Origin of the sequence: Gramella sp. KN1008 (assembly GCF_004332155.1) — a bacterium.
Classification (GTDB): domain Bacteria; phylum Bacteroidota; class Bacteroidia; order Flavobacteriales; family Flavobacteriaceae; genus Christiangramia.
In genome coordinates, this window is record NZ_SJDV01000006.1 from 197,789 (window position 1) to 219,750 (window position 21,962).

At 38.9% G+C, this 21,962-nt stretch carries 26 protein-coding genes and 1 tRNA gene; 18 read left to right on the forward strand and 9 right to left on the reverse strand.

Annotated elements, in window-relative coordinates:
• The first annotated feature begins 22 nt into the window (after positions 1–22).
• Genes EZJ28_RS12500 through EZJ28_RS12510 form a run of 3 tightly spaced genes read left to right on the forward strand, consistent with a single transcriptional unit; the run spans position 23 to position 1,405 of the window.
• Positions 23–604, forward strand: coding sequence for a MarC family protein (locus EZJ28_RS12500; protein ID WP_207388463.1), 582 nt, complete (start codon positions 23–25; stop codon positions 602–604).
• Positions 601–798 (forward strand): hypothetical protein, encoded by a 198-nt coding sequence (locus tag EZJ28_RS12505; protein WP_131398349.1) that lies wholly within the window; start codon positions 601–603, stop codon positions 796–798. The genes EZJ28_RS12500 and EZJ28_RS12505 overlap by 4 nt, the downstream gene beginning before the upstream one ends.
• Complete coding sequence (locus tag EZJ28_RS12510; protein WP_242670118.1) at positions 788–1,405, forward strand: FAD-dependent oxidoreductase; 618 nt, start codon at positions 788–790, stop codon at positions 1,403–1,405. Before EZJ28_RS12505 ends, EZJ28_RS12510 begins: the two co-directional genes overlap by 11 nt.
• Here the strand turns inward: EZJ28_RS12510 and EZJ28_RS12515 are convergent.
• From EZJ28_RS12515 to EZJ28_RS12530, 4 genes are all read right to left on the reverse strand, one after another.
• Complete coding sequence (locus EZJ28_RS12515) at positions 1,397–1,699, reverse strand: hypothetical protein (RefSeq protein ID WP_131398353.1); 303 nt, start codon at positions 1,697–1,699, stop codon at positions 1,397–1,399. The genes EZJ28_RS12510 and EZJ28_RS12515 overlap by 9 nt on opposite strands.
• Positions 1,700–1,714: 15 nt before the next feature.
• Entirely contained in the window at positions 1,715–3,307 is a 1,593-nt protein-coding gene (locus tag EZJ28_RS12520; protein WP_131398355.1) for a S41 family peptidase, read from the reverse strand.
• Complete coding sequence (locus tag EZJ28_RS12525; protein WP_131398357.1) at positions 3,304–3,735, reverse strand: dCMP deaminase family protein; 432 nt, start codon at positions 3,733–3,735, stop codon at positions 3,304–3,306. Before EZJ28_RS12525 ends, EZJ28_RS12520 begins: the two co-directional genes overlap by 4 nt.
• 87 nt (positions 3,736–3,822) lie before the next feature.
• On the reverse strand, positions 3,823–4,410 hold the full coding sequence (locus EZJ28_RS12530) for a HupE/UreJ family protein (protein WP_131398359.1): 588 nt from the start codon (positions 4,408–4,410) through the stop codon (positions 3,823–3,825).
• Positions 4,411–4,866: 456 nt separating this feature from the next.
• Between EZJ28_RS12530 and EZJ28_RS12535 the strand changes: the two genes are divergently transcribed.
• From EZJ28_RS12535 to EZJ28_RS12560, 6 genes are all read left to right on the forward strand, one after another.
• Positions 4,867–5,679, forward strand: a complete 813-nt coding sequence (locus EZJ28_RS12535; RefSeq protein ID WP_131398361.1) for a response regulator transcription factor — start codon at positions 4,867–4,869, stop codon at positions 5,677–5,679.
• Between the two features lie 73 nt (positions 5,680–5,752).
• Entirely contained in the window at positions 5,753–6,565 is an 813-nt protein-coding gene (locus tag EZJ28_RS12540) for a response regulator transcription factor (RefSeq protein ID WP_131398363.1), read from the forward strand.
• Between the two features lie 4 nt (positions 6,566–6,569).
• Positions 6,570–7,022, forward strand: a complete 453-nt coding sequence (locus EZJ28_RS12545; protein ID WP_131398366.1) for a hypothetical protein — start codon at positions 6,570–6,572, stop codon at positions 7,020–7,022.
• Between the two features lie 204 nt (positions 7,023–7,226).
• The gene (locus tag EZJ28_RS12550; RefSeq protein ID WP_131398368.1) at positions 7,227–8,207 is read left to right on the forward strand and encodes an NAD(P)-dependent alcohol dehydrogenase; all 981 of its coding nucleotides are present in this window, start codon (positions 7,227–7,229) and stop codon (positions 8,205–8,207) included.
• Complete coding sequence (locus EZJ28_RS12555) at positions 8,191–8,982, forward strand: DUF6090 family protein (RefSeq protein ID WP_242670119.1); 792 nt, start codon at positions 8,191–8,193, stop codon at positions 8,980–8,982. The genes EZJ28_RS12550 and EZJ28_RS12555 overlap by 17 nt, the downstream gene beginning before the upstream one ends.
• Positions 8,983–9,054: 72 nt before the next feature.
• A complete protein-coding gene (locus EZJ28_RS12560; protein ID WP_207388464.1) occupies positions 9,055–9,336 on the forward strand; it encodes a DUF3291 domain-containing protein in 282 nt (93 codons plus the stop codon).
• Between the two features lie 136 nt (positions 9,337–9,472).
• Here the strand turns inward: EZJ28_RS12560 and EZJ28_RS12565 are convergent, their stop codons facing one another.
• Complete coding sequence (locus EZJ28_RS12565; protein ID WP_131398370.1) at positions 9,473–9,694, reverse strand: hypothetical protein; 222 nt, start codon at positions 9,692–9,694, stop codon at positions 9,473–9,475.
• Between the two features lie 632 nt (positions 9,695–10,326).
• Here EZJ28_RS12565 and EZJ28_RS12575 point away from each other — a divergent pair.
• Positions 10,327–10,408: transfer RNA gene (locus EZJ28_RS12575), tRNA-Leu, on the forward strand.
• A gap of 88 nt (positions 10,409–10,496) precedes the next feature.
• Here EZJ28_RS12575 and EZJ28_RS12580 read toward each other — a convergent pair.
• Both EZJ28_RS12580 and EZJ28_RS12585 read right to left on the reverse strand, forming a co-directional pair.
• A complete protein-coding gene (locus EZJ28_RS12580) occupies positions 10,497–11,597 on the reverse strand; it encodes an acyl-CoA desaturase (RefSeq protein ID WP_131398374.1) in 1,101 nt (366 codons plus the stop codon).
• Between the two features lie 151 nt (positions 11,598–11,748).
• Entirely contained in the window at positions 11,749–11,982 is a 234-nt protein-coding gene (locus tag EZJ28_RS12585) for a hypothetical protein (RefSeq protein ID WP_131398376.1), read from the reverse strand.
• 130 nt (positions 11,983–12,112) lie between these two features.
• Between EZJ28_RS12585 and EZJ28_RS12590 the strand changes: the two genes are divergently transcribed.
• The 8 genes from EZJ28_RS12590 (at position 12,113) to EZJ28_RS12620 (ending at position 19,881) form a co-directional block, all read left to right on the forward strand.
• Positions 12,113–12,673: an AraC family transcriptional regulator gene (locus EZJ28_RS12590; RefSeq protein ID WP_207388465.1), complete on the forward strand. Its 561-nt coding sequence runs from the start codon at positions 12,113–12,115 to the stop codon at positions 12,671–12,673.
• A 292-nt stretch (positions 12,674–12,965) separates the two neighbouring features.
• Positions 12,966–13,304 carry a cupin domain-containing protein gene (locus EZJ28_RS12595; protein WP_131398378.1) on the forward strand — a complete coding sequence of 113 codons (339 nt, stop codon included), beginning with the start codon at positions 12,966–12,968 and terminating at the stop codon, positions 13,302–13,304.
• A complete protein-coding gene (locus tag EZJ28_RS12600) occupies positions 13,305–13,988 on the forward strand; it encodes a PIG-L family deacetylase (protein ID WP_242670120.1) in 684 nt (227 codons plus the stop codon). It begins immediately after the preceding gene.
• Positions 13,989–13,991: 3 nt separating this feature from the next.
• A complete protein-coding gene (locus tag EZJ28_RS12605; RefSeq protein WP_131398380.1) occupies positions 13,992–15,134 on the forward strand; it encodes a glycosyltransferase family 4 protein in 1,143 nt (380 codons plus the stop codon).
• Positions 15,135–15,140: 6 nt separating this feature from the next.
• A complete protein-coding gene (locus tag EZJ28_RS12610; protein ID WP_131398382.1) occupies positions 15,141–16,316 on the forward strand; it encodes a glycoside hydrolase 100 family protein in 1,176 nt (391 codons plus the stop codon).
• A gap of 112 nt (positions 16,317–16,428) precedes the next feature.
• The gene (locus tag EZJ28_RS16205) at positions 16,429–16,560 is read left to right on the forward strand and encodes a hypothetical protein (protein ID WP_278248329.1); all 132 of its coding nucleotides are present in this window, start codon (positions 16,429–16,431) and stop codon (positions 16,558–16,560) included.
• Between the two features lie 25 nt (positions 16,561–16,585).
• A complete protein-coding gene (locus EZJ28_RS12615) occupies positions 16,586–18,859 on the forward strand; it encodes a glycosyltransferase family 4 protein (protein WP_131398384.1) in 2,274 nt (757 codons plus the stop codon).
• A gap of 8 nt (positions 18,860–18,867) precedes the next feature.
• Complete coding sequence (locus EZJ28_RS12620) at positions 18,868–19,881, forward strand: glycosyltransferase family 4 protein (protein WP_131398386.1); 1,014 nt, start codon at positions 18,868–18,870, stop codon at positions 19,879–19,881.
• 4 nt (positions 19,882–19,885) lie between these two features.
• Here EZJ28_RS12620 and EZJ28_RS12625 read toward each other — a convergent pair whose 3' ends face one another.
• On the reverse strand, positions 19,886–21,346 hold the full coding sequence (locus EZJ28_RS12625) for a glycoside hydrolase family 130 protein (protein ID WP_131398388.1): 1,461 nt from the start codon (positions 21,344–21,346) through the stop codon (positions 19,886–19,888).
• Positions 21,347–21,445: 99 nt separating this feature from the next.
• Positions 21,446–21,625, reverse strand: a complete 180-nt coding sequence (locus EZJ28_RS12630; RefSeq protein WP_131398390.1) for a hypothetical protein — start codon at positions 21,623–21,625, stop codon at positions 21,446–21,448.
• Between the last annotated feature and the right edge of the window lie 337 nt (positions 21,626–21,962).

The window sequence follows — 21,962 nt, forward strand, 5'->3', positions numbered from 1 at the left end:
GCAATTTTAAAAACGAGTAGCTATGTTCAATTTGCTGAATTTTAGGGAAGTATTCACCGCCGGGATGGTACTTTTTGCCGTGATAGATATTATAGGCAACATTCCTATCATTATCGATCTTCGTTCAAAAGTGGGGCATATTCAGAGTGAAAAGGCTTCTGTGGTTGCAGGTGTTATTATGATCGTATTCCTTTTTGTAGGGAAGGAGATACTTAATTTAATCGGGATAGACGTAAATTCCTTTGCTGTGGCAGGTTCGCTGATATTATTCTTCCTGGCCCTGGAGATGATTCTGGGAATAAGTTTGTATAAGGACGATGCGCCGGAAACCGCTTCCATAGTGCCGCTGGCATTTCCTCTCATCGCCGGAGCGGGAACCATGACTTCACTGGTTTCCTTGCAGGCCGAATTTGAAATGGTGAATATTATTGTGGCTATCATTATCAATATTATCTTTGTGTACCTGGTACTGAAATCCTCTGCCAAGATAGAGAGGATTCTGGGTAGCCAAGGAATTAACGTAATCAGAAAAGTTTTTGGAGTAATATTGCTAGCTATTGCAGTGAAATTATTTGCCGAAAATATTCAGAACCTGTTTTCATGAAGTACTTTATTTACATTCTTATACTCTTATCCCTAAGCTTTATCGGGATAAGCGCCAGCGTGCTTGATTTTAATAACCTTACTGAAGGAGATAGCGGAAAGGCTCTTGTGGTTATCCTCGCGAGCCTTTGCGTTATTGTAATGATGGCCATACTCCTCGTGTCCAGAAGGATCTCTAAAAAGCATGATCAATAATATGGATTTTGATGTACTTATCATTGGTGGAGGGGTTGCCGGAATGTCCTGTGCACTGGTGATAGGTTCGGCTATGGAAAAACCCTACGCTGAAAATAGGAAAGCGGGAATTATCCTGCATCAGAAGAGTTCTCATTTGCAGTCTGCATTGTTGAAAAACGTCTTTGGGATCGAGCCGGGAACCGCTGGCGGAGAAGTGTTAAAAAAGGGAATGATCCACCTGGAAAACCTGTATCCTGCTATGGAGATTATAAAAAAGGAAAAGGTGAAGGGGGTAGAAGAGCTGGAAGAAGGTTTCAGGGTTATCACGAATAAAGCAGAATACACTGCTTCAAAAATAGTGGTGGCCGTGGGTTATACAAGTCCGTTTAGGATTTCCGGTCTTGAGCAGTATCTTATTCCGCATAAAAAGGCCAAGGTATCAAAGAACAGGATACAGTTAAGGAATGAGGATCACCTGGTAAAACCAGGGCTTTATGTCGCCGGGACCTTAGCTGGCTGGCGAAGTCAGTTTGCTATTGCCAGTGGGAGTGGGGCTGCCGTAGCCACCGATATTCTTACCGATTGGAACGGAGAGCATACCAAGGTACACGATAAATTAACCTAGAAAGAAAAATAGCAGGCTAAAGGGGAAACTAAGGATAGAAAGGATTATAAAACCCTGTTGTAAGTTTCTTAATATCAGGGCCTGTTTTAATTTACGGGTGAATTCCGGGTCAGAATTATGTTTTATCTGGCTCTTTAAAAGTCGGCGGGAAACATTGGAAGAATTGATAAGGATATCCCTCTGAAGAAAAAGAGAAGTGCTGTTATCCAGAAGCCTGAAAGTTACTGCGATTATGAAAAAAAGCAGGGGAAGCAACGGCCAGAGAGTAGACAGATATTCAATGAATTTTTCCACTGGAAATCCAAAGTATCAATTTTCCTCAGACAACTCAATTACTTTCTCGATTATTCGGTCATCTTCATTTAAATACCGTTCAAATGCATTAGTTCCAAAAAGTTGCTGAGCCATTTCAGCTTTTAAATATTTCTTAAGCAGGGGTTTATGTTCTTCTCCATTAAGGTTGATCCTTACCCCCATTTGGCGTAAATATCGGTCAAAATTCCGGAGCATTTCTTCGGTTATCTCTATCCTTTCCCGGTACTCACTCTTGGGAATAGAATTGTAATATTCCCGGTCCTTTTCAAGCAGGTCAAAGACATACTTGTCCATATATCCTCCACGAAGCAGAAACGTAAGCTTTTCCTTCTCAGAACTGGTGTCTTTCGGAACGAAGACATCCGGAATGATCCCTCCACCTCCATATACCACTTTTCCGCCGGGAGTTACATATCTCAAAGAGTCATTAACCTGGATACTATCTAAGTTTTTTAGTTCACCGTTCTCATATCGGCGCATGTAGTCATTGAAATAAGATTCATTGCCATTATTATATGGTTTCTGGATAGAGCGTCCCGTTGGTGTGTAATATCGGGCTATGGTGAGTCTTACCGCACTGCCGTCACCCAGTTCCATTTCCCTTTGAACCAGGCCTTTTCCATAAGAGCGCCGGCCCACTATGATCCCAACATCGTTATCCTGTAAGGCTCCCGCGACGACCTCGCTGGCAGAAGCTGAATTCTCATTAATAAGTACGAACACCTTACCGTTCTCAAATTCACCTTTTCTTTGCGCATAGGTTTCCTCAATCGCTCCGCTTTTATTTTTTGTATAGAGTATCAGTTTGTCACCTTTGATAAATTCATCGGCGATATTGATGGCTTCAGCAAGATAACCACCTGGGTTGTCTCGCAGATCCAGTGCGATCTGGGTGGCTCCTCTTTTCTTTAACTCGCCAATCGCATCCCTGAATTCCTTATAGGTAGTTTCTGCAAAACGATTTATCTTAATATATCCGAGATTCCTGGTTAACATGTAAGAGGCATCAACACTTTTAAGAGGAACCTTTCCCCGGGTTACCTTAAAGGTAAGCAGGTCTTCTATTCCCCGTCTTAGAATCTTCAGGGAAACCTTAGTGTTTTCCTTTCCTTTTAATTGTTTTGTGATGGAATCATTACTTATTCCCTGGTTAAAAAGTTTGTTGCCGTTAGCATATAAGATCCTGTCGCCGCCGCGGATTCCAATCTTTTCACTGGGACCGCCTTCCAGGGCCTTGATTACCACAATGGTGTCCTGTATGGTGTAAAAGCTCACCCCAATACCAACAAAGTCACCTTTCATATTTTCGGTTACACTGGCATATTCTTCCTTCGGAATATATACCGAATGAGGATCCAGGTTTTCGAGTATTTTGTTTACGGTGAGATCTACAATGCTATCGGTATTCACATCGTCTACATACTCATAGTCGATATAATCTATAAGACGGTTTAATTTCTGCTTTTTCGGATTCCCGGAAAAAAGCTCGTCTGATGGGTCAAAGTTTAGACGTGCGCCAAGAAGAAGCCCAATCGCGCAGGCGATGCTCAGCAAAAGTGGAGTGTATATTTTATTTCTTCCTTTCAATCTTCCAGTTCAGTTATCTGTTCAAGTTCCACGCCCGCTTTTCGGAGAAAATCAAGACCGGAGTTATCCTTGTAGTCTATCTGGTAAACAAGTCTCTTTATACCAGATTGGTGTATAAGTTTGCTACATTCCTTACAGGGCGACATGGTGATATATAAAGTTGCGTCCCTACAGGATTGTGTAGACCCTGCCACCTTAAGTATCGCATTAGCCTCGGCATGCAGCACATACCATTTGGTATAGCCTTCTTCGTCCTCACAAAAGTTTTCAAATCCGGTGGGCGTTCCGTTATAACCATCAGAGATGATCATTCTATCCTTCACAATTAACGCGCCAACCTGTTTTCTATTACAATGACTTAATTTACTCCATTCCCGGGCGATCCTTAAATAAGCCTTGTCGTACTTAAGTTGTTTTGTCTTATTCATCAACTATAAAAGTCTAAGCGGTAGAAATTAATAACGAGCTGCAAATTAAAAGATTATTGATAAAAATGCAGATTAAAAAAAATAATTCTAGAGTGGCTGATAGCTTTCCTGTAGTATAGGCAGAATTATTCCTATTACGATAGAAGCGGTGACCAGTATCCAGTCACGCCTGGAAACATTAAAAATATTCTGACAGATAAAACCAACTATCATTACCGCAAGTACCACGATCACCTGTGCGATCTCTATTCCCAGTGCGAATTCTACCAAAGGCCAGAATTTTGCATCCGAGCCAGCGGCTATCATTTTAAAATAAGACGAGAATCCTAAACCATGTATAAGGCCAAAGAAGATAGTAGTAAAGTATAACAAACTATAGTTAGTGTTCTTAAGCTTTTTTCCGGCGGTGGCGATGTCAAATATCGCGGTTGCCAGTATGGTTACGGGGATAAGGAATTCCACATAGTCTGTGGCAACCTTAACGATACCATATACAGAGAGAAAAAGCGCTAGGGTGTGTCCCAGCGTGAAAAGAGTGACCAGCCATAATACCCGCTTCCAGGAAGTGAAACCATAGGAGGCCACCAGAACCACCAGAAAGAGTACATGATCGTATGCCTGCCAGTCCAGTACATGGTCCAGCCCAAGCCTGAAATAGAGCCAAAATTGGGACATAGGGTTATCTTTATGAAAGAACCGAATTTACAACATAATAGATTAATAACAAATTAAGGATTAAGGCATCATTTGGACCTTTTTCACAATCAGTACATTAGAAAAAAATACCTTTTTTGTGGTATTTCGGGAAGGGGTATGACAACTTAACTTAGCACTCCCAAAAAATTGGGGATTTCTGCGGGATGTGTAGGAGAAATTAGAATTTTGGGTAGGGTCAAAATTCTAAATCGTTTTTTTGTTGGGGTAAAAATCGATGTTAATAGATCATATTTCCGAAACTAACCGCAGATAACAGGCCTCCGGGAGCAATTCCGGGGGTTTTTTTATGTATTACATATTAGTCTGGTCTTATAGAGTTCATGTTGAATGGATTAAAGTTCTTAATAAAGACAAGTAGATACCTAAAAAAAGGTATTTTTTATATATTGCGATTTGTTAAGAAAATCTAAAATAATGAATAAGGATTTCAGAGAAATCGCCGAATACTGGAAAAAGGAATATTCAGATCAGATAAAGGAAGCCAAGAAATATGAAGCCTCCGAACAATTTAAGCAGTTATCCGCTTTTCTTACTCCAGGTAATTCCTATTATTATATTGTGAATTTTCATAACCTGGAACTGGACCTGGTTTCAGATTCTGTAGAAGATTTTACAGGGGTGGATAGAGAGAATGTTACGATGAATGATATCCTGGGGACGGCTTTACCAGAAGAGATTGAATTTGTTAAGAAAAAGGAAAATGTGATTAATGATTTTTTCATGAGGTATCTTGATCGCGAGGAGATACTTTCTTATAAAGTTATTTACACCTACCGGATGAAGGATGCGAAGGGGAAGATACGTACTATCCTGCATCAGGCTACACCTCTTTCAATGACAGATAACGGGATGTTTCAGCATGTTTTCAGTGTGCATTCAGATATCTCCTATCTGAAAATGGTAAGTTCCAGGGATGTTTCTTTTGTGCACCTGAAAGGCGGAAGATCTTATTATAATATTAATACTGTACACGGTTGTTTTGATCCCCGATATTCTGAGTTCCGGGAACAAAGTCTAAATGATCTTCTTACAGAAAGGGAAAAAGAGATCGTGAGTGAACTGGCGAGAGGTTTGAGTGCAGAAGATATTGCGCGGGAACTAAATCTTTCACCCCATACCGTTAAGACCCATAGGAAAAACATCCTTCAGAAGAGCGGTAGCTCCAATACAGCCCAGTTAGTGGCTAAATGTATTACCGGCGGAGTGATCTCTCACCATCTCAATTAAAGAAGGCTTAAAAGATCCTTTTTAAAGAAGCATCTGAAAATTTATATTTATTACCCCTCTTAACCGTATTTGGATGAGTAAAGAACTTGAGAAGATTACAGAATACTGGAAGGAAAACTATTCGAGCCATGTGAGCGAATATCGTCCTTTTGAGATTTCTCATGATTTCAAAAGATTTGCTTCCATGTTCGCTTTGGGGAATTCCTATATGTATATCGTTAATCTTCATGATTTTGGATTGGAATATATATCAGAGTCAGTGAAATCCTTTGTAAAAAAGGATATTGGTGATATTGAGCTTAAAGATATTTTGCAAACCGTGGTTTCAGAAGAAATTGAGAACATTCATCTGAAGAGCCAGGTGATCAACGAATTTTATACTTCTTTTCTGCAGAAAGATGAGGTTCTGGATTATAAGAATATATTTTTCTATCGCATGAAAGATCCTTCGGGACAGGTAAGAACGATGCTTTATCAAGCCATTCCGTTAAATGTTCTTGAAAATGGGGCGCCAGAGCATGTTCTCTGTATTCAAACAGATGTTTCCCACTTAAAAGTAACCGCGACAGACACTGTTTCTTTAATCCATATGAATGGGGGAAAATGTTATTACAATGTGGAGGTTACAAAAGGCAAATTTGACCCTGAAACCTGCGAAAGGGCTACCAAGGATCTTTCAGAGCTTTTTTCCGAAAGAGAAATTGAAATAATCAAAGAATTAGCCAATGGTTTAAATGCCCAGGATATTGCCCGAAAACTTAATCTTTCTCCCCATACTGTAATGACCCATCGTAAAAATATCCTTCAGAAGAGTGGCTGCTCCAATACAGCCCAATTAGTTGCCAAATGTATTACCGGGGGCGTAATTCCCTTAAATTTAAACTGAAGCTATGATTTATCTTATAATTCTTATCACTTCATTTTTTACTGAACCTGCAGAAAGTTTTTGTAGCTGTTTGCCTCCGGGGGAAATCACCACTGAAGAATATAAATCATACGATATCATACTTCACGGAAAAATAGAAGCAGCTCGGGAAGAGGGAAGGAAAATGGTTTATACCATCAGGGTAAAAAAATTTTATAAAGGCGTGGGGAATAAGGACTTCATTGAAATTGACTCTTTCCTGGAACCTTCAATGTGCGGGATAGGTTTCGTGCCAGGAGATAAATGGCTTATCTACGCTTATAAAACGGACGAAGGGTATTTCACCGATCTCTGCACCAGGAGCAAAATAATCGGCCGGGAAGAAAATGCTGCGGAACTGCGTAAGGACCTCGAATTTCTAGTGAAAAGCTTAGAGTTAAGAGCTCAGAAGATTTCCGGTTCTAAAAGGGGTGGGTGAAAATAGAGATATCGATAATTTCCATTACTATTTATAATCCCAATATACATCTAAAAAAACTCCGGATTCATTTATCCTTGAGGGCGTTTCATGAGACTGTATCATACTCATTTAAAAGAATTTAATTAAATTCCATAAAATTTGGGGTCTATAGTGTTGTAGGTAAGTGTTGTTTTATTAATTATTAAGACTCCGCTTGTAATTATGAAAGCAGTTACTCGTTCTCAATATGGCCTGCAGGAGGTATTAAGTATTACCGAAATTGAAACTCCCAAAATTAGTGAAGACGAGTTACTGGTTAAAGTCTATTCCACAACAGTAAATCGAACCGATTGTGCAAATCTTACTGGTAAGCCTTACATCGTCAGAATTTTTACCGGGATTACTGCTCCGATGAAGCAGGTCCCGGGGACCGATTTTGCCGGAGAAGTAATGCAGGTTGGAAAAGATGTGACCGGTTTTGAATCTGGGGACCGGGTGTTCGGTTTTGATGATAACGGACTTTCATCAATGGCTGAATATATGAGCATTAAAGCCTCCAGGGCAATAAGACATATTCCATTGGGACTTTCTTATGCAGATGCAGCTGCTTCAGTAGAAGGAGCTCATTATGCCATTAATTTTATAAACAAGGTAAAGCTTCGTGCCGCTGAAAAGGCAATGGTGAACGGTGGGACGGGGGCTATTGGTTCCTCTCTAATTCAGATGCTTAGTTATTATGGATTAAAGGTTGTGGCTACTGGACCCGGGGAACATCTGGAGAAGCTCTATACGCTTGGAGCTGAAAGGGTGATCGACTATAAAACTCAGGATTTCACACAGGATGATGACAAGTTCGATTACGTCTTTGATTCGGTAGGTAAGAGTACTTTCGGAGAATGTAAAAGGTTACTGGTAAATGACGGTATTTATATTTCTTCAGAACTCGGACCGTATTCCCAAAATCCTTTCCTGGCAATCACCACTACTTTTTCAGAAGGGAAGAAGGTGAGATTTCCGTTTCCCGTAAATATTCCACAAAGTCTGAAGATCGTTTCAGAACTTATAGAAAGCGGAAACTATAAACCACTTATTGACCGAAATTACCAGATGGAGAAGGTAAAAGAGGCTTTTGAATATGTGATGAGGGGGCAAAAGATCGGAAATGTTATCCTAAATATAAGTAACGATGATCAGCCTCTTTAGAAGAACCCGAAGGTGGTTGCTAAACCAGAATAAATTTGGCAGGTATTTGCTTTATGCCATAGGAGAAGTGATCCTTATTGTGATAGGGATCCTGATCGCTTTGGGTATTAATAACTGGAACCAGAGAAGGATCACCCAGGAGAGGGAACAGTTCTATCTGGCAGGTTTGAAGGAGGAATTTCTGCAAAGCCGAATCAAACTGGAAAATCTCATCCAGGTGAATCGGCTCAACTATGAAGGTGCCAGGAAGATCGCTGATTACATAAATGGACCCGGTCAAAGACCCGGTGAGCGAGAACTGTCAGGTCTGCTTTTTAATTCCCTATCTTATGAAATAGATTATAATCCAAATAATTCTTTGCTGAATGAACTAATAAATTCCGGAAGGCTGAAAGATTTTTCCAATGCCCAGTTAGGCAAAAACCTTACTTCCTGGGAATCTTACATACAAAGTGTACACCGCCAGGAATCTGATCTTAGGGAGCAAAGGGAAAAGATGCTGGATTTTTTAAGAAAGGAACAGAATAGCATTAGAAATATTCTTGATGAGACCGGTGTGTCTGATGAAATTGGACTCGAGCAGTCTGCCGATGATCACAGCAATCTGGGTATATTGGATTCCGGGGAATTCGAAAATAACCTGCTCATTTATATCCTTACAGGGATGAGAACGGAGACTTCTCAATATCTGCCGTTGCTGGAGGAGATAGACAGAATCCTGGTTCTCATAGATTCGGGATTAGAGAATAATGACGGGGAAATTAATTTTAATTAAGGTTTCTTGCAGAGGCTTATGAAGGCGACCATCACATCAATTGAGTTAAAAAATCCGTTCAAATTCTTCAGCTTGTCATGGCAGGCGTGGAAGATCATGCGACAATTAAAGACCAGTGGACATCTTGACTTTAAAAAAAGAGGTTTTTGGATGAAACATTATACTATGACACTCTGGCCAGATGAAGAGAAAATGAGGATGTTTGTCTATAGTAATGCTCATCTTGAAGCTATGAAAAATAGCCAGAAAATTGCCAGGGAGATAAGAACCATCACCATAGATGCGCCAGAATTGCCTGACTGGAAGAAAGCAAAGGAGTTGCTGGCCCGGGGAAGATCCATAAGTTATCCCTAAATCTTAATCACGACTTAGAAGAAAATACATTTTTTGGGTTGACCTGAATAGACTCTCAACAGGGAACTCTGCCGACAGAAAACAACAGAGTCCTGCTTCTGGCAGGACTCTGATAGATTAAGAATATTGTATTTTCTTATTCGGTTGGCATCTCTTGCTCTGTAGCTTGTAAAGAATCTACTTCTTCTACCATTTCCACTTCCAGGCTGTCCTCGATCTCTGTAGATACTTCAGGAGTAATTTCAGCATTGATAGCAGTTTCTTTCGTAGTTTCCTCGGTAACTTCAGTATTCTCATTACGGCAGGAAGCCATTGTAATCATTGCAAGTGCAAGAGCACCAAAAATTAGTTTTTTCATTTTTATGATTGGATTAAAAATCGGGCGAATATATATCAAAAACCGAAACGAAATCGTGCCGGGTTGAAATTTTCATAAATATTTAAATAAATGATGGTCAGAGCCTTATACGTTCCATAAAAAAAGAGTGCCTGGAATCTGTAACAAAATTCACTTTAATGACTCTAAGAAGGTGAGGCAGGGCCTGTTTTAATATAAAGTTCTGCGATTTATTCTATGAAAAAATAAGTAGCCTTCGGCTTAGACTTATCGTATACATGGTTAAATTTCGATTTCATGAGATATTTTTTTCTCTTGTTGGTAAAAGTCTGTTTCCGGATATATCCTGTTCATAAAAAAACCAGGTGCATCTTTAAAGAAAACTGTTCCTCTCATATAAGAAAGAGTTTTAAAGAAAGAGGCAGCATACAGGGATTAAAATCTATCTGGTTCAGATATAGAAATTGCCGGCCGGGTTTTTCACTATTGAAGAACCCAAGGACTAATGAAATTAATATGCTCCTGCGAACAAACACAATTGTAACAGAGGATAAAATTGCAGATCACCTGATTACTGAAGCTCAAAGCGCCCGTTAAAAATTAGAGGTTTCCATTTTTAAGACACAATTTTTTTATATTTTTGCCATCCATTTGCTCGAGTGGCGGAATTGGTAGACGCGCTGGATTCAAAATCCAGTTCTTTCGGGAGTGTGGGTTCGATTCCCACCTCGAGTACTTAAAAACCCTTATGAACTCAATGTTTATAAGGGTTTTTTATTTTAAAATAACTGAATAGTAACAGAAAAATTGAATATCTCCAAAATTATAATCTAACCTTATTACAATCCCTGGATCCTAATATTTTCAGCATTTTAATATGACCTGCAATAGCTCCGAAAAAGCTTTTGTTAATGTGATACGGCAAATTAAATTCCAAAGCAGTCTTCTTCACGATTCCTGAGATATTCTTGTAATGAACATGGCAGATATTAGGAAATAAATGATGTTCTACCTGATAGTTTAATCCTCCTATTAGCCACGAAAAAACCTGGCTTTTAGGAGAAAAATTACTGGTAGTATTTAATTGGTGGTGGTACCAGTCCCCTGCAATGATATTTCTAGTGTCAGGTTCCGGAAAATCTGTTTCTGGAAGAATATGTGCCACCTGAAAAACTGTACTAATTAAGAGGCCGGTGACCAGGTGCATAAATAGAAATGCCAGCAGAATGATCCAGGCGGGTTGTGGCACCATGATAAGAGGCAGGATTAACGCATATGAAAAGTAAAGTAGTTTCCATCCTATAATACTACTAACCGCCTTACGGAATTCATTTTTTTTATTCAGAAAACCCATATTTTTAAAACGGGTTATCTTAACGAAATCTTTGGCGGTAATCCAGAAAATGGTGGAAAGAGCATAAAAAAACCATACGTAGAGATACTGAAATTTATGAAGCTTTAACCTCTCCGATTTAGGTGAAAAACGCAAAAAAAATGGCTGATTTATATCATCATCGGCACCGTCTATATTCGGGTAGGTATGATGGAGAACATTATGCTGTATTTTCCACACCCCGGCATTCGCTCCAATAAGATTAAAAGTATAACCCAATACTTTATTTGTTGTTTTATTCTTTGAATAAGAACCATGTATAGCATCGTGCATGATGCCCATCCCAATGCCAGACATTCCCAAACCACTGGTGATATATAAACCGATAAGAAGCCATGGATTACTAACGTAACCCGTATTTATTATGATAAGCGGCACAAAAAAAAGGCTCAGCATAGTAAGTGTTTTTAATCCCATACTGGAATTTGCATGCGGATTGAGCTTATTTTTTTTGAAATAAGCCTTTACTCTTTTTCGCAACGTACGCGAAAATTCTGTACTTCTTTTTTGGGAAAATCTTGGGGAATTCATAACGATAACATTTCAAAATACAGCCTGGCCGTATCAAATTTATTTACATAAAGAGGGTGTGCTCTTATTAAAGGAAGGCTTGAAAAATTTACATTTTAGGATCCCGTTTTTCAGAAATTAAACAGGAAAAAGGAGTAATAAGCACCTTGTATTATAAAACGATCAACCTGGTATTAGCTTTTGTGGCCTCCAGAATTTCAAATTGAGCTTTTAGAAATTCACGATAATTTAAAAACTCCTTTTTTGAGATGTCTTTGTTCTTATAAGTTAAAAACAAGGGAGTTTCAAGTAAATTCTCGTAAATTTCAGGGTACTTTAATTGAAATGAAAGGGTCAAATCAAATATTTCTTTCAATAGTCCGTCCCGGTTTCTTAAGCTTTTCATGACCTTAATCTTTACATAACAATATATTGACTATTGATTATATCAACTTGTATTTATACCAGGTAGAATTATATAAATCCCACTTTTTGTTTTTTTTCGGATCGATTAACAGTCAAAAAATCAATTGTTTATGATTATTTATATTAAATATATGGTAAGTCTGCGATGTAAATTAGTGGTTAAGGAGGAGTTGAAAAAACTGGGGCTGCATCATATAAATGTCGATCTGGGGACAGTTGAAATCTTAGAGGATATTACCCAGAAACAAAAAAAGGAATTAAAAAAGAACCTTTTGAAATATGGTCTGGAACTGCTGGATGACCGAAGAAATATCTTAATTGAAAAGATCAAGTCGGTTATTATCGAAATGATCCATTATTCAGACGAACTTCCAAAAGTAAATTATTCAGATTATATCAGTGAGCAACTGGGCTATGACTATACCTATCTATCTAATATCTTTTCAGAAGTAAAAGGTATTACCATTCAGCAATTTATAATTATACACAAGATCGAACGGGTGAAGGAGCTTTTGCTTTATGACGAATTAAACCTTACCGAGATTTCCTATCAACTTCATTACAGTAGTGTAGCACATTTATCCAATCAATTTAAAAAGATAACCGGTCTTACCCCTTCATATTATAAAAAAATTAAAAAGATGCGTCGCAGGAATCTCGAAGACCTGTGAATTGTACAATCTTAATGTATTTGGGTGTAATCTAGTCTTATAGATAAACATGAACTTGCAGGAGCCATTGAAACGTTAAACTGTTTAATTTGGGGAGCAAGTGTTAGGACATGTAGGTATCTTGACATTGGTATGGAAAAGTCTTATGATAAAATCATAGGGCTTTTTTATTTGAGAATGACAATTGTAGTATTTATGCAACTTTGACCAAGCATAGTATAACACTTCATACAGATTTTATACTCAACTTTAGTAGCTCCCCTTTCTTAGTCATTCTTATAAATATTTTGCTATGGAAAATGTTGAAGTCGAAAAATCGAAGGTTTTCATTGTTGTTGAAATTATCGAATATATCCCAAATTCGATAGTTATAAAAACGATCATAAAGAAGACCACGGGAAATGTAAGTGTCGTTTCCTTTGATTCGGGCGAAAATCTGACTGAAAAGACTTCACCCTTCGATACATTTATTCAGATCATAGCCGGGAAGGCTGAAATTTGGATCAATGATATTTCTCAAATACTTGAAACAGGTGAATCCATTATTATTCCCGCCCATAGCCGTAATTCCATAAAAGCAAATGAAAGATTTAAAATGATATCGACTATTATAAAAAGTGGCTATGAATAATTGAAAAAGCACCGAGGTCAGGTAACCAAAATAAAAAATGTGATGGGATTATCTGGAAAAAATATTGCCGTGATCACTGCCCATCCAGATGATGAAACCTTATGGTGCGGGGGAACTATTTTAATAAATCCAGATTGCAACTGGTTTATCGCCTGCCTGTGTAGAAAAAATGATAAAAACCGGTCTCCAAAGTTTTATGAGGTTTTAAAAGTATTAAACGCCAGGGGAGTGATGGGGAACCTGGATGATAGCCCGGAACAACAACCTTTATCACTTAAGATTGTAAAAGAAGTGATTGTAGGCTTACTGCCCTCAAAGAATTATGACCTCATTATTACTCATGATCCTTCGGGTGAATATACCAGGCATAGAAGGCATGAGGAAATTAGTAGGGCGGTCATTGAATTATGGTATAAGAATAAAATTTCAACAAAAGAGCTCTGGACCTTTGCCTATGAAGACGGGAATAAAAAGTACCTACCCAGGAAGAAGGACTCAGCTAATATTCAGGTAAAATTAACCAAAGAAATTTTTGATCATAAATATAAACTCATCACCGAAATCTATGGATTTCCTCCAGATGGTTTTGAGGCCCTAACCACTCCGAAAGATGAAGCTTTCTGGAAATTTGAAACGCCGGTCGATGCTTTTATCTGGCTTAGAAAAGATGAGAATTTAAAATAAAATATGAAGGTCCTTGTATTATACGATTATCCCCCGTCTCCTGGTGGCCTTGCCACCCAGGGCGATCTATTATACCAGGGCCTTCTTGAATTAGGGGTTGATGCCCATGCAGTCAATTTTGAATCGGCGCAGGAAAAGGAATGGTATTATCGCTGGTTTAAGCCAGATGTTGTCGTAGGAGTTGGATATTGGGGACATACCCCTCAGCTCGTCCTGCATCCTAAACGTTATGGAGTTTTACCTGTACCCTGGCTGGTAGCCGATGGCTATATCGCCAATTATCAGGAAGTATTAAATGATTTACCTCTTATTCTGGTTACCTCTCACTGGGTAAAGGAAATGTATGTTCGGGATGGTATTCATCCAGATACTATAGAAGTACTTCCGGTAGGTTGCGATACCAGGTCTTTTGTTCCATTTAAAAAAGATGATCCTAAAATATTGGCTGTGCGTGAATCTCTGGGTATTTCCCCGGATCAGCTAATGATCTTAACTGTTGGGGGCGATGCCGCTTCTAAGGGAGCCCAGGAGGTCATGCAGGCACTATCTATAATAGACATCAAAGCTCCAGATTGGAAATACGTGTGTAAAGTATGGCCTCAGCCCAGAACTAAAGCTCAAAATCTCATCGATCTGGAAATGGCCAGTCAGTTGGGTTTGGATAAAAACATCATCTATGCCACTAACAAAATTTCCAGAAACTTTATGCCTTACCTCATTGGAGCCTGTGATATTTATGCAGCACCGTCCAGGCTTGAAGGATTTGGAATGCCCCAGGTTGAGGCGGGTGCCTGCGGAAAACCCGTTATAGGCATCAAGGCTATGGGAATGCTGGATACGCTAATTCATGAAAAGACGGCTTTTTTAGCGCAGGTAGCCAGGAAAATCGTGGTAGGTGAAGTCATACTAGGCAAGGAATCTGGTTTTGAGAAAAAACATACCGTTCAATTTGATATTCCCAGGACAGTGGATTATCGGGCAAATATCCAGGATATCGCGGGTTATTTACTCACCCTTATGGAGGATGAAAAGTTAAGGGAAGAAATGGGTAGAAATGCGCGGGAGTATGTTGTATCTAATTTCGATTACCGGGTGGTAGCTCAAAAATTCGTCAATATCATCCATGAAAAACTAGGAATTAATTAGCAGAGAATGACTTCAGAAAATATAAATTTAATTGAATCTGCTAAACAAGCAGCCCTGGAAGTTCTACTGCATAACGCTAAAGGACCATTTCAGGAATTGCCAAGGACTGCAGGTTGGGGTTATCCCGAACCCTATACTCGTGACCTCTTGATTTCAATTTTCGGCATAGCCGTTTCGGGAAATAATATACTCCTTAAAAGCATGCGCAGGGTCCTGGAAACTCTTGCTGAAAACCAATCAGAAAAAGGACATATTCCATCCCTTGTTCACGATAAGGAAGATCGCGGGGCGAGTGACACCACCCCATTATTCCTTATCGCGGTGGCGATTTTCAGGGAAGTAATGCAACAACCAGATTTTTTGAAGAAAGCAATAGAAAAGGCACTTCTATGGATGGAATACCAGAGTCCATCTGATAGAAGTCTTATAGCTCAGCAACCTACCAGTGACTGGCGTGACGAACAATGGGTTACAGGTTACGGTCTTTTTGTAAACACTCTTGCCTACATGTACCTGAGGTTATATGGAAATCATCTAAGGGCTCAAAATATCCGTGAAGAAATCGGAAAATTCACGATAACCAATGAAAAACATCATCAACATGTTCATGAAGGCCTGGTGGTGAAACATAAACCATATTACGCTTTCTGGTCTTATAAAATATATAGCAGTGAACGTTTCGATCTGTTAGGAAACAGCCTTTCTATTTTATCTGGTATTGCCTCTTCTTCCCGAGCTGAAGCGATGACATCATGGATTGAGAAGGAGTGCGCAGCGATGATGGAAAAAGGAGAATTAGCCCCTGGTCTTACTCCTAATTTTTTTCCTTTCATTAAACCAGGAGAAATAGACTGGTATCCCCGATATGAGGAATTTAACCAGCCTGGTGAATATCATAATGGTGGAGCCTGGCCCTTTATTTCGGGATTTTATATAGCCGCATTGGTAGCTACCGGAAAAATTAAACTGGCTGAAAGGAAATTACTTGAATTGACGAATACTATTAAACTTAGCAGGACAGGGGAACTGGAATTCGGTTTTAATGAATGGTATAAGGCACAGAATGGTGAGCCCAGGGGGCAGGATTGGCAAACATGGAGTGCTTCAAATTATCTATACGCCGTAAAATGTGTGGAGGAAAAACATACGCCATTCTTCGATAGAATAAGGGAGATGAATTGAAAAACTTATCCCGAAAACTGTGATATATGTAAGTTAATATCGGCATTCTATAGCTCTTTCATTCTTTTTTCCTGTAGTTTAAATAATTGATTTTCAGCAATTAAAAATAGATATGATGACGAAAGGAAAAAAAGTATGGTCGAAGTCTGATAAGACAAAACCAACATTAAGTTTAAAGGAAAAAAGAGCGGCGAAAGAGGCTAAACGCAGGGAAAAAGATGGGAATCACGGTCTTCTTCATTAGATAAACCTTAAAATATAGAGAACGAATGAAGCTGGCTTATATTGGAACATATCCTCCCCGTGAATGCGGCATAGGAACTTTTACTCAAAATCTAACAAAATCTATGTTAGGTCTGGATAAACAGGCCAGGCCTCAAAATGAGATCCTGGTCGTCGCAATGGACGATAATGACCAAAAATATGCCTATCCTCCCGAGGTAAAACTCAGCATTCGCCAGGAACAGCAAACCGATTATCTGGAAGCTGCAAATTTTATAAATCTTAGCGGATCTGACGTTTGTATTCTCGAACACGAATTTGGTATTTATGGAGGTTTAAGCGGAGTTTATATTTTACCCCTTTTGCATCGTCTCGATATTCCCATTATTGTGACCTTACACACCATCCTTGATTCGCCTTCCTATAACGAAAAGGCGATCCTAAAAGAGATCTGTAAAATGGCAGATAAGATTGTGGTGATGAGTCAAAAAGCCATCGTTTTTCTTACCCAGATTTATGATGTTCCCCAGGAAAAAATCGTGATGATTGAACATGGGGTTCCAGATATTCATTTTGATAAACAAAAATCAAAAAAAGAATTTAAGCTTCAGAAAAAGAAGTTGCTGTTAACCTTTGGTTTTATCGGCAGAAATAAGGGAATCGAAACCGTGATCAAATCCTTGCCGGGGATTATTGAAAAACATCCCGAGGTATTATACATCGTACTGGGAAAAACCCATCCAAATGTTCTGCGACATGCAGGAGAAGAATATCGAAATCACCTGCTTCTTTTAATCAAAAATTTGAACCTGCAATCCCATGTACTTTTTTTGAACGAATTTATTGGAGAGACCGATCTATTCAAATATTTGGCTGCCAGTGATATTTACATCACTCCCTATCTTCATGAAGCTCAAATCACCAGCGGAACCCTTTCCTATGCCATGGGAGCTGGTTGTGCCGTGGTTTCCACACCTTACTGGCATGCTGCAGAACTCCTTACGCAAGAACGTGGAAGGCTTTTCGGTTTTAATAATCAGGAGGAGCTTACCAAAATATTAAATCAATTGCTGGATCGTCCGGAAACACTAAAAAAAATACAGGCAAATGCCTATGAATATGGAAAAAATATCATCTGGCCTAAAATTGGTAAAAAATACCTGCAGCTTTCTAAAGCTATACTTGCTTTTCCAAAACAAGAAATAGAAAAAAAAGAGACCCCTATAGATCTCCTTTTACTTCCCCCTTTTTCGCTGATGCATATTAAGAGATTAACCGATGATACGGGGATTATCCAGCATGCCAAATTCGGGATTCCTAATCTTAAAGAAGGTTATTGTCTAGACGATAATGCCCGGGCCTTGCTAATGGTTTTAATGACCTATAAGCAGAAAAAAGATGAAACGGCTTTGGAATTCATGCCTATTTACCTGAGCTACATTCATTACATGCAAAATAAGGACGGTACTTTCAGGAACTTTTTAAGTTTTAATCGAAATTTTCTTGATGAAGTGGGATCTGAAGATTCCTTCGGGAGAACGATCTGGGCTTTAGGCTATCTCATAGGAAATGCGCCAAACGACGCTTATTACCAAACCGGAAAACTGGTATTTTTTGATGCGGTTCCAAATTTCGAAAAACTTCAATCTATTCGAAGTATTGCCAATACGATCATCGGGATTTGTTATTATTTAAAAACCAATGCTTCAGATGAACATATGCTGGAGATTTTAAAGAATCTAACGGCGAAACTCATTCAGCATTACGAGAATAATCATTCCGAAAACTGGAAATGGTTTGAATCTTTACTCGCTTACGATAATGGGATTTTACCTTTGGCCCTGTTACATTCGGCTCAAATAATTCACGACGACAAAGTGACTGAAGTCGCCATGGAAACGATGGAATTCCTCGTTCAACACACTTTAAAAGAAGGAACGCTTTCTGTGATTGGCAATAAGGACTGGTATTACAGGGATGGGGAACGGTCCTTCTTCGCGCAACAGCCCATAGATGCAATGGCCATGGTGCTCATGTTTTACCAGGCATTTTTGCTAACTGGAGAAAAGGAATACCTACATCTTCTTTTTACCTCGTTTATGTGGTTCCTGGGTGAAAATGACCTGCGCATGAGCCTTTATGATTTTGAAACCAAGGGCTGTTGTGATGGTTTCGAGAATTATGGAATTAACCGAAACCAGGGAGCTGAAAGTTCATTGGCTTACCTCATTTCACATTTAACCGTTTTACAAGCTTACGAAGTGTTTTACCAGGTGGATGTTTTGGAAAATTACGAAACGGAAAAAGCTTTACATAATTGATCTAAAAGATGAAAATTGCCGTTCTATCTTCCATCGCTTGGAGAACACCTCCCGAAAATTATGGTCCCTGGGAACAAATGGCTTCTAATATCACAGAAGGCCTGGTGGATAAAGGACACAAGGTAAGTCTTTTTGCCAGTGGCAATTCCATTACCACGGCCAAATTGCGGTCGGTTTGTAAATTGCCTTACAACCAGGATGCTTCCGGGGATCCTAAAGTTTCAGAATGTCTTCATATAAGCCATTTGATGGAAAATGCAGCCGATTTTGATATTATCCATAATCATTTCGATTTTCTTCCGCTTACTTATTCCAGATTGATTAAAACACCCATAATCACAACGATTCATGGGTTTTCTTCTCCCAAGATCATTCCCGTCTATAAAAAGTATGATGCTTCAACAGCTTATATCTCTATTTCAGATTCAGACAGGCATAAAGAATTAACTTACCTGGATACTATCTATCATGGCGTTGACCCTACACTTTTTACCTTTAGAAAAGACAAGGAAGATTACTTATTATATTTTGGGAGGATACATCCCGAGAAAGGTTTACATAAAGCCATTGAAATTGCTGAAAAATCTGGATATATTTTAAAAATTGCAGGACTTATTCAGGATGACAAGTATTTTCAAGCAGAAATAGCTCCGAAAATTGACAACGAACAAATTCAGTTTCTGGGGAATGTGGGAAAGGAAAAAAGGGATTTGTTGCTGGGAGGGGCAAAAGCTTTACTGCATCCCATTTCATTTGAAGAACCCTTTGGTTTAAGCGTGCTGGAAGCCATGATGTGCGGCACCCCTGTAATTGCCTTTGCCCGGGGTAGCATGCCAGAACTTATTAAAGATAATTTTTCCGGTTTTCTGGTAAAAAATGTCTCTGGAGCTGTTAAGGCTGTACAAAATATTGAAAGGATAGATCCTAAAGATTGCAGGACTCATGCAGAGGAAAATTTCAGTTTGGAAAAGATGATTAATTCTTATCTGGAAGCATACCAAAAGGTACTTGAAAGCTTTTAAAAAATTAGTTTATCAAGGCGGCAAAAAGTTCTTCCAGGTCAACCACGGCATAGGTTGAAGAATAATCGGAGACAGCATAAGGCAGAATTAGATTATTATTGTGAATGATAGATCCACAGGAATACACCACGTTGGGCACATACCCATTTCTTTCCTCCTCTAGCGGCATTAACAAAGGTTCTTCCAAACGCCCAATTTCTTTAGAAGGGTCATCAAGGTCAAATAGGGATGCTCCAATACTATAGCGGCGCATCGGCCCGACTCCGTGAGTAATAACAAGCCAGCCTTTTTCTGTCCATAATGGGGAGCCGCAATTACCAATCTGGGTAAATTCCCAGGGAAATTTTGGTTCCTGAATTAATTTTGGATTATTCCAGAGCGTAGCTCTGTCAGAAAGCATTAAGTAATTATTCACCCCGTCTATCCTGGATAACATGGCGTATTTTCCCTTAATTTTCTTCGGAAAAATAGCCAGGTTCTTATCCTGTGCACCACTTCCTCTAAGTGGCATGACCCTGAAGGTGTAAAAATCTTTGGTTGAAATTAGCTTGGGCATAATGGTATGGCCATTAAAAGCTGTATAAGTAGCATAGACCCTGGTAGAGCCGTCATCTTCAAGGAACCTTACAAAACGTGCGTCTTCTATGCCCCGGCTCTCAGATTCAGAAATAGGAAAAATCACTCTTTCTGTTATATCAGAGTCTTTATGAAACTGAATGTCATAAAACGAGTCTACCAGCCACGTGATTTCTTCCAAAGCCATTCTTCTGGAGGCGGTTATATCCTGATCTTTAAGTATATTTTTTACTGAATTCTTGAGTGTTTCATATTCAAACCTGTCTGGCAGATCGTTCATTATGGTCATAGAATATTTCTCCGGAATACCCATTTCTTTCAGTCTTCTTAAAAACCTCCCCTTATCATAAAGCTTCTTATGAGAAATCTCGGCCATATCTATATAATCTCCCATTTTTGATAAATGAAGATCGCTATTCGCATCCAGGATAGCTCTTCTGAAGACGATCGATGAAATATGGCCTTCACCTGTTGCTCTGAAGGAAATAATCACTCTTTTCTCGTCCTTTTTAAGATAAGACTGGTCAAAATCCTCGATGATAGAAGGATTAAAAAAAGCGGCAGATTCTATTGAATACTCCATGGTACAATAGGAACCTAGGAGCATTTTACGGTCATCTGAAAGGGAATCAAAATTTATATTCATGTCTTCAATGACGCCGCGAATATTATTACAATGTTTAAAGAATAGACGTGAAATATTACGATGCCGACTGGCGAATTCTCTTAAGGTCTGTTCCAGGGCGTGACTAACCTGGATTTCCGTCATTTGGCTAATGCGAGTAATCAGGTTACGGGTTCTTAGATCACTGTTGATAAAATAGCGCGCCACCACTCGACTGGAATCGGGTAGAAAATTGACTTTTTTTCGAAGAACAGTAACTCTCACCGGTGTAGATTTATCTTAAAATTTTTAAGGATTATGGATGTAAGATCATGACATGAGTCATGGAAGTAGCAGACAAAATCAAAACATTCAAATCCACAGTTAAATACTACTTTGCATGAATAGTTCTATTTCCCTTTCGAAATAAACTTCTTCTTTTTCTTCAGGATGGTCTACAACATCACAATAATATACCCTCCTGGCAAAAATTCTAACCGCCAGTGGCTTTGACCTATTGTTTTTTGCACACACAATATCTCCTTTTTGGAATAAATCACTCATGGTTTTTATTTTTTAATTAGCTCCTATCGAATTGGGAATAACAACTGATCGCTTTTTTTTATTAATAAGTAAAACACATTAGCCTCCTGCTTTGTTATCGCGGAGTAGAGGGTAAGCTAGAACTTATGTTGTGAAATAAGTTATAAAACTGGAACGGAGTGTTATATATATTACAGAATTGGCTTTTTAAATCGTAATGCAACCTAGCTTTTCGGGAAAGAATAAATGAAACATACTAATGTGAATTAACAAGTAATAAAATCCGGATTATTATAAGACAAAAATGCTGGTTGGTAGGTAGATATGCGGAATTCAAAGGTTATCATGAATAGAGCCA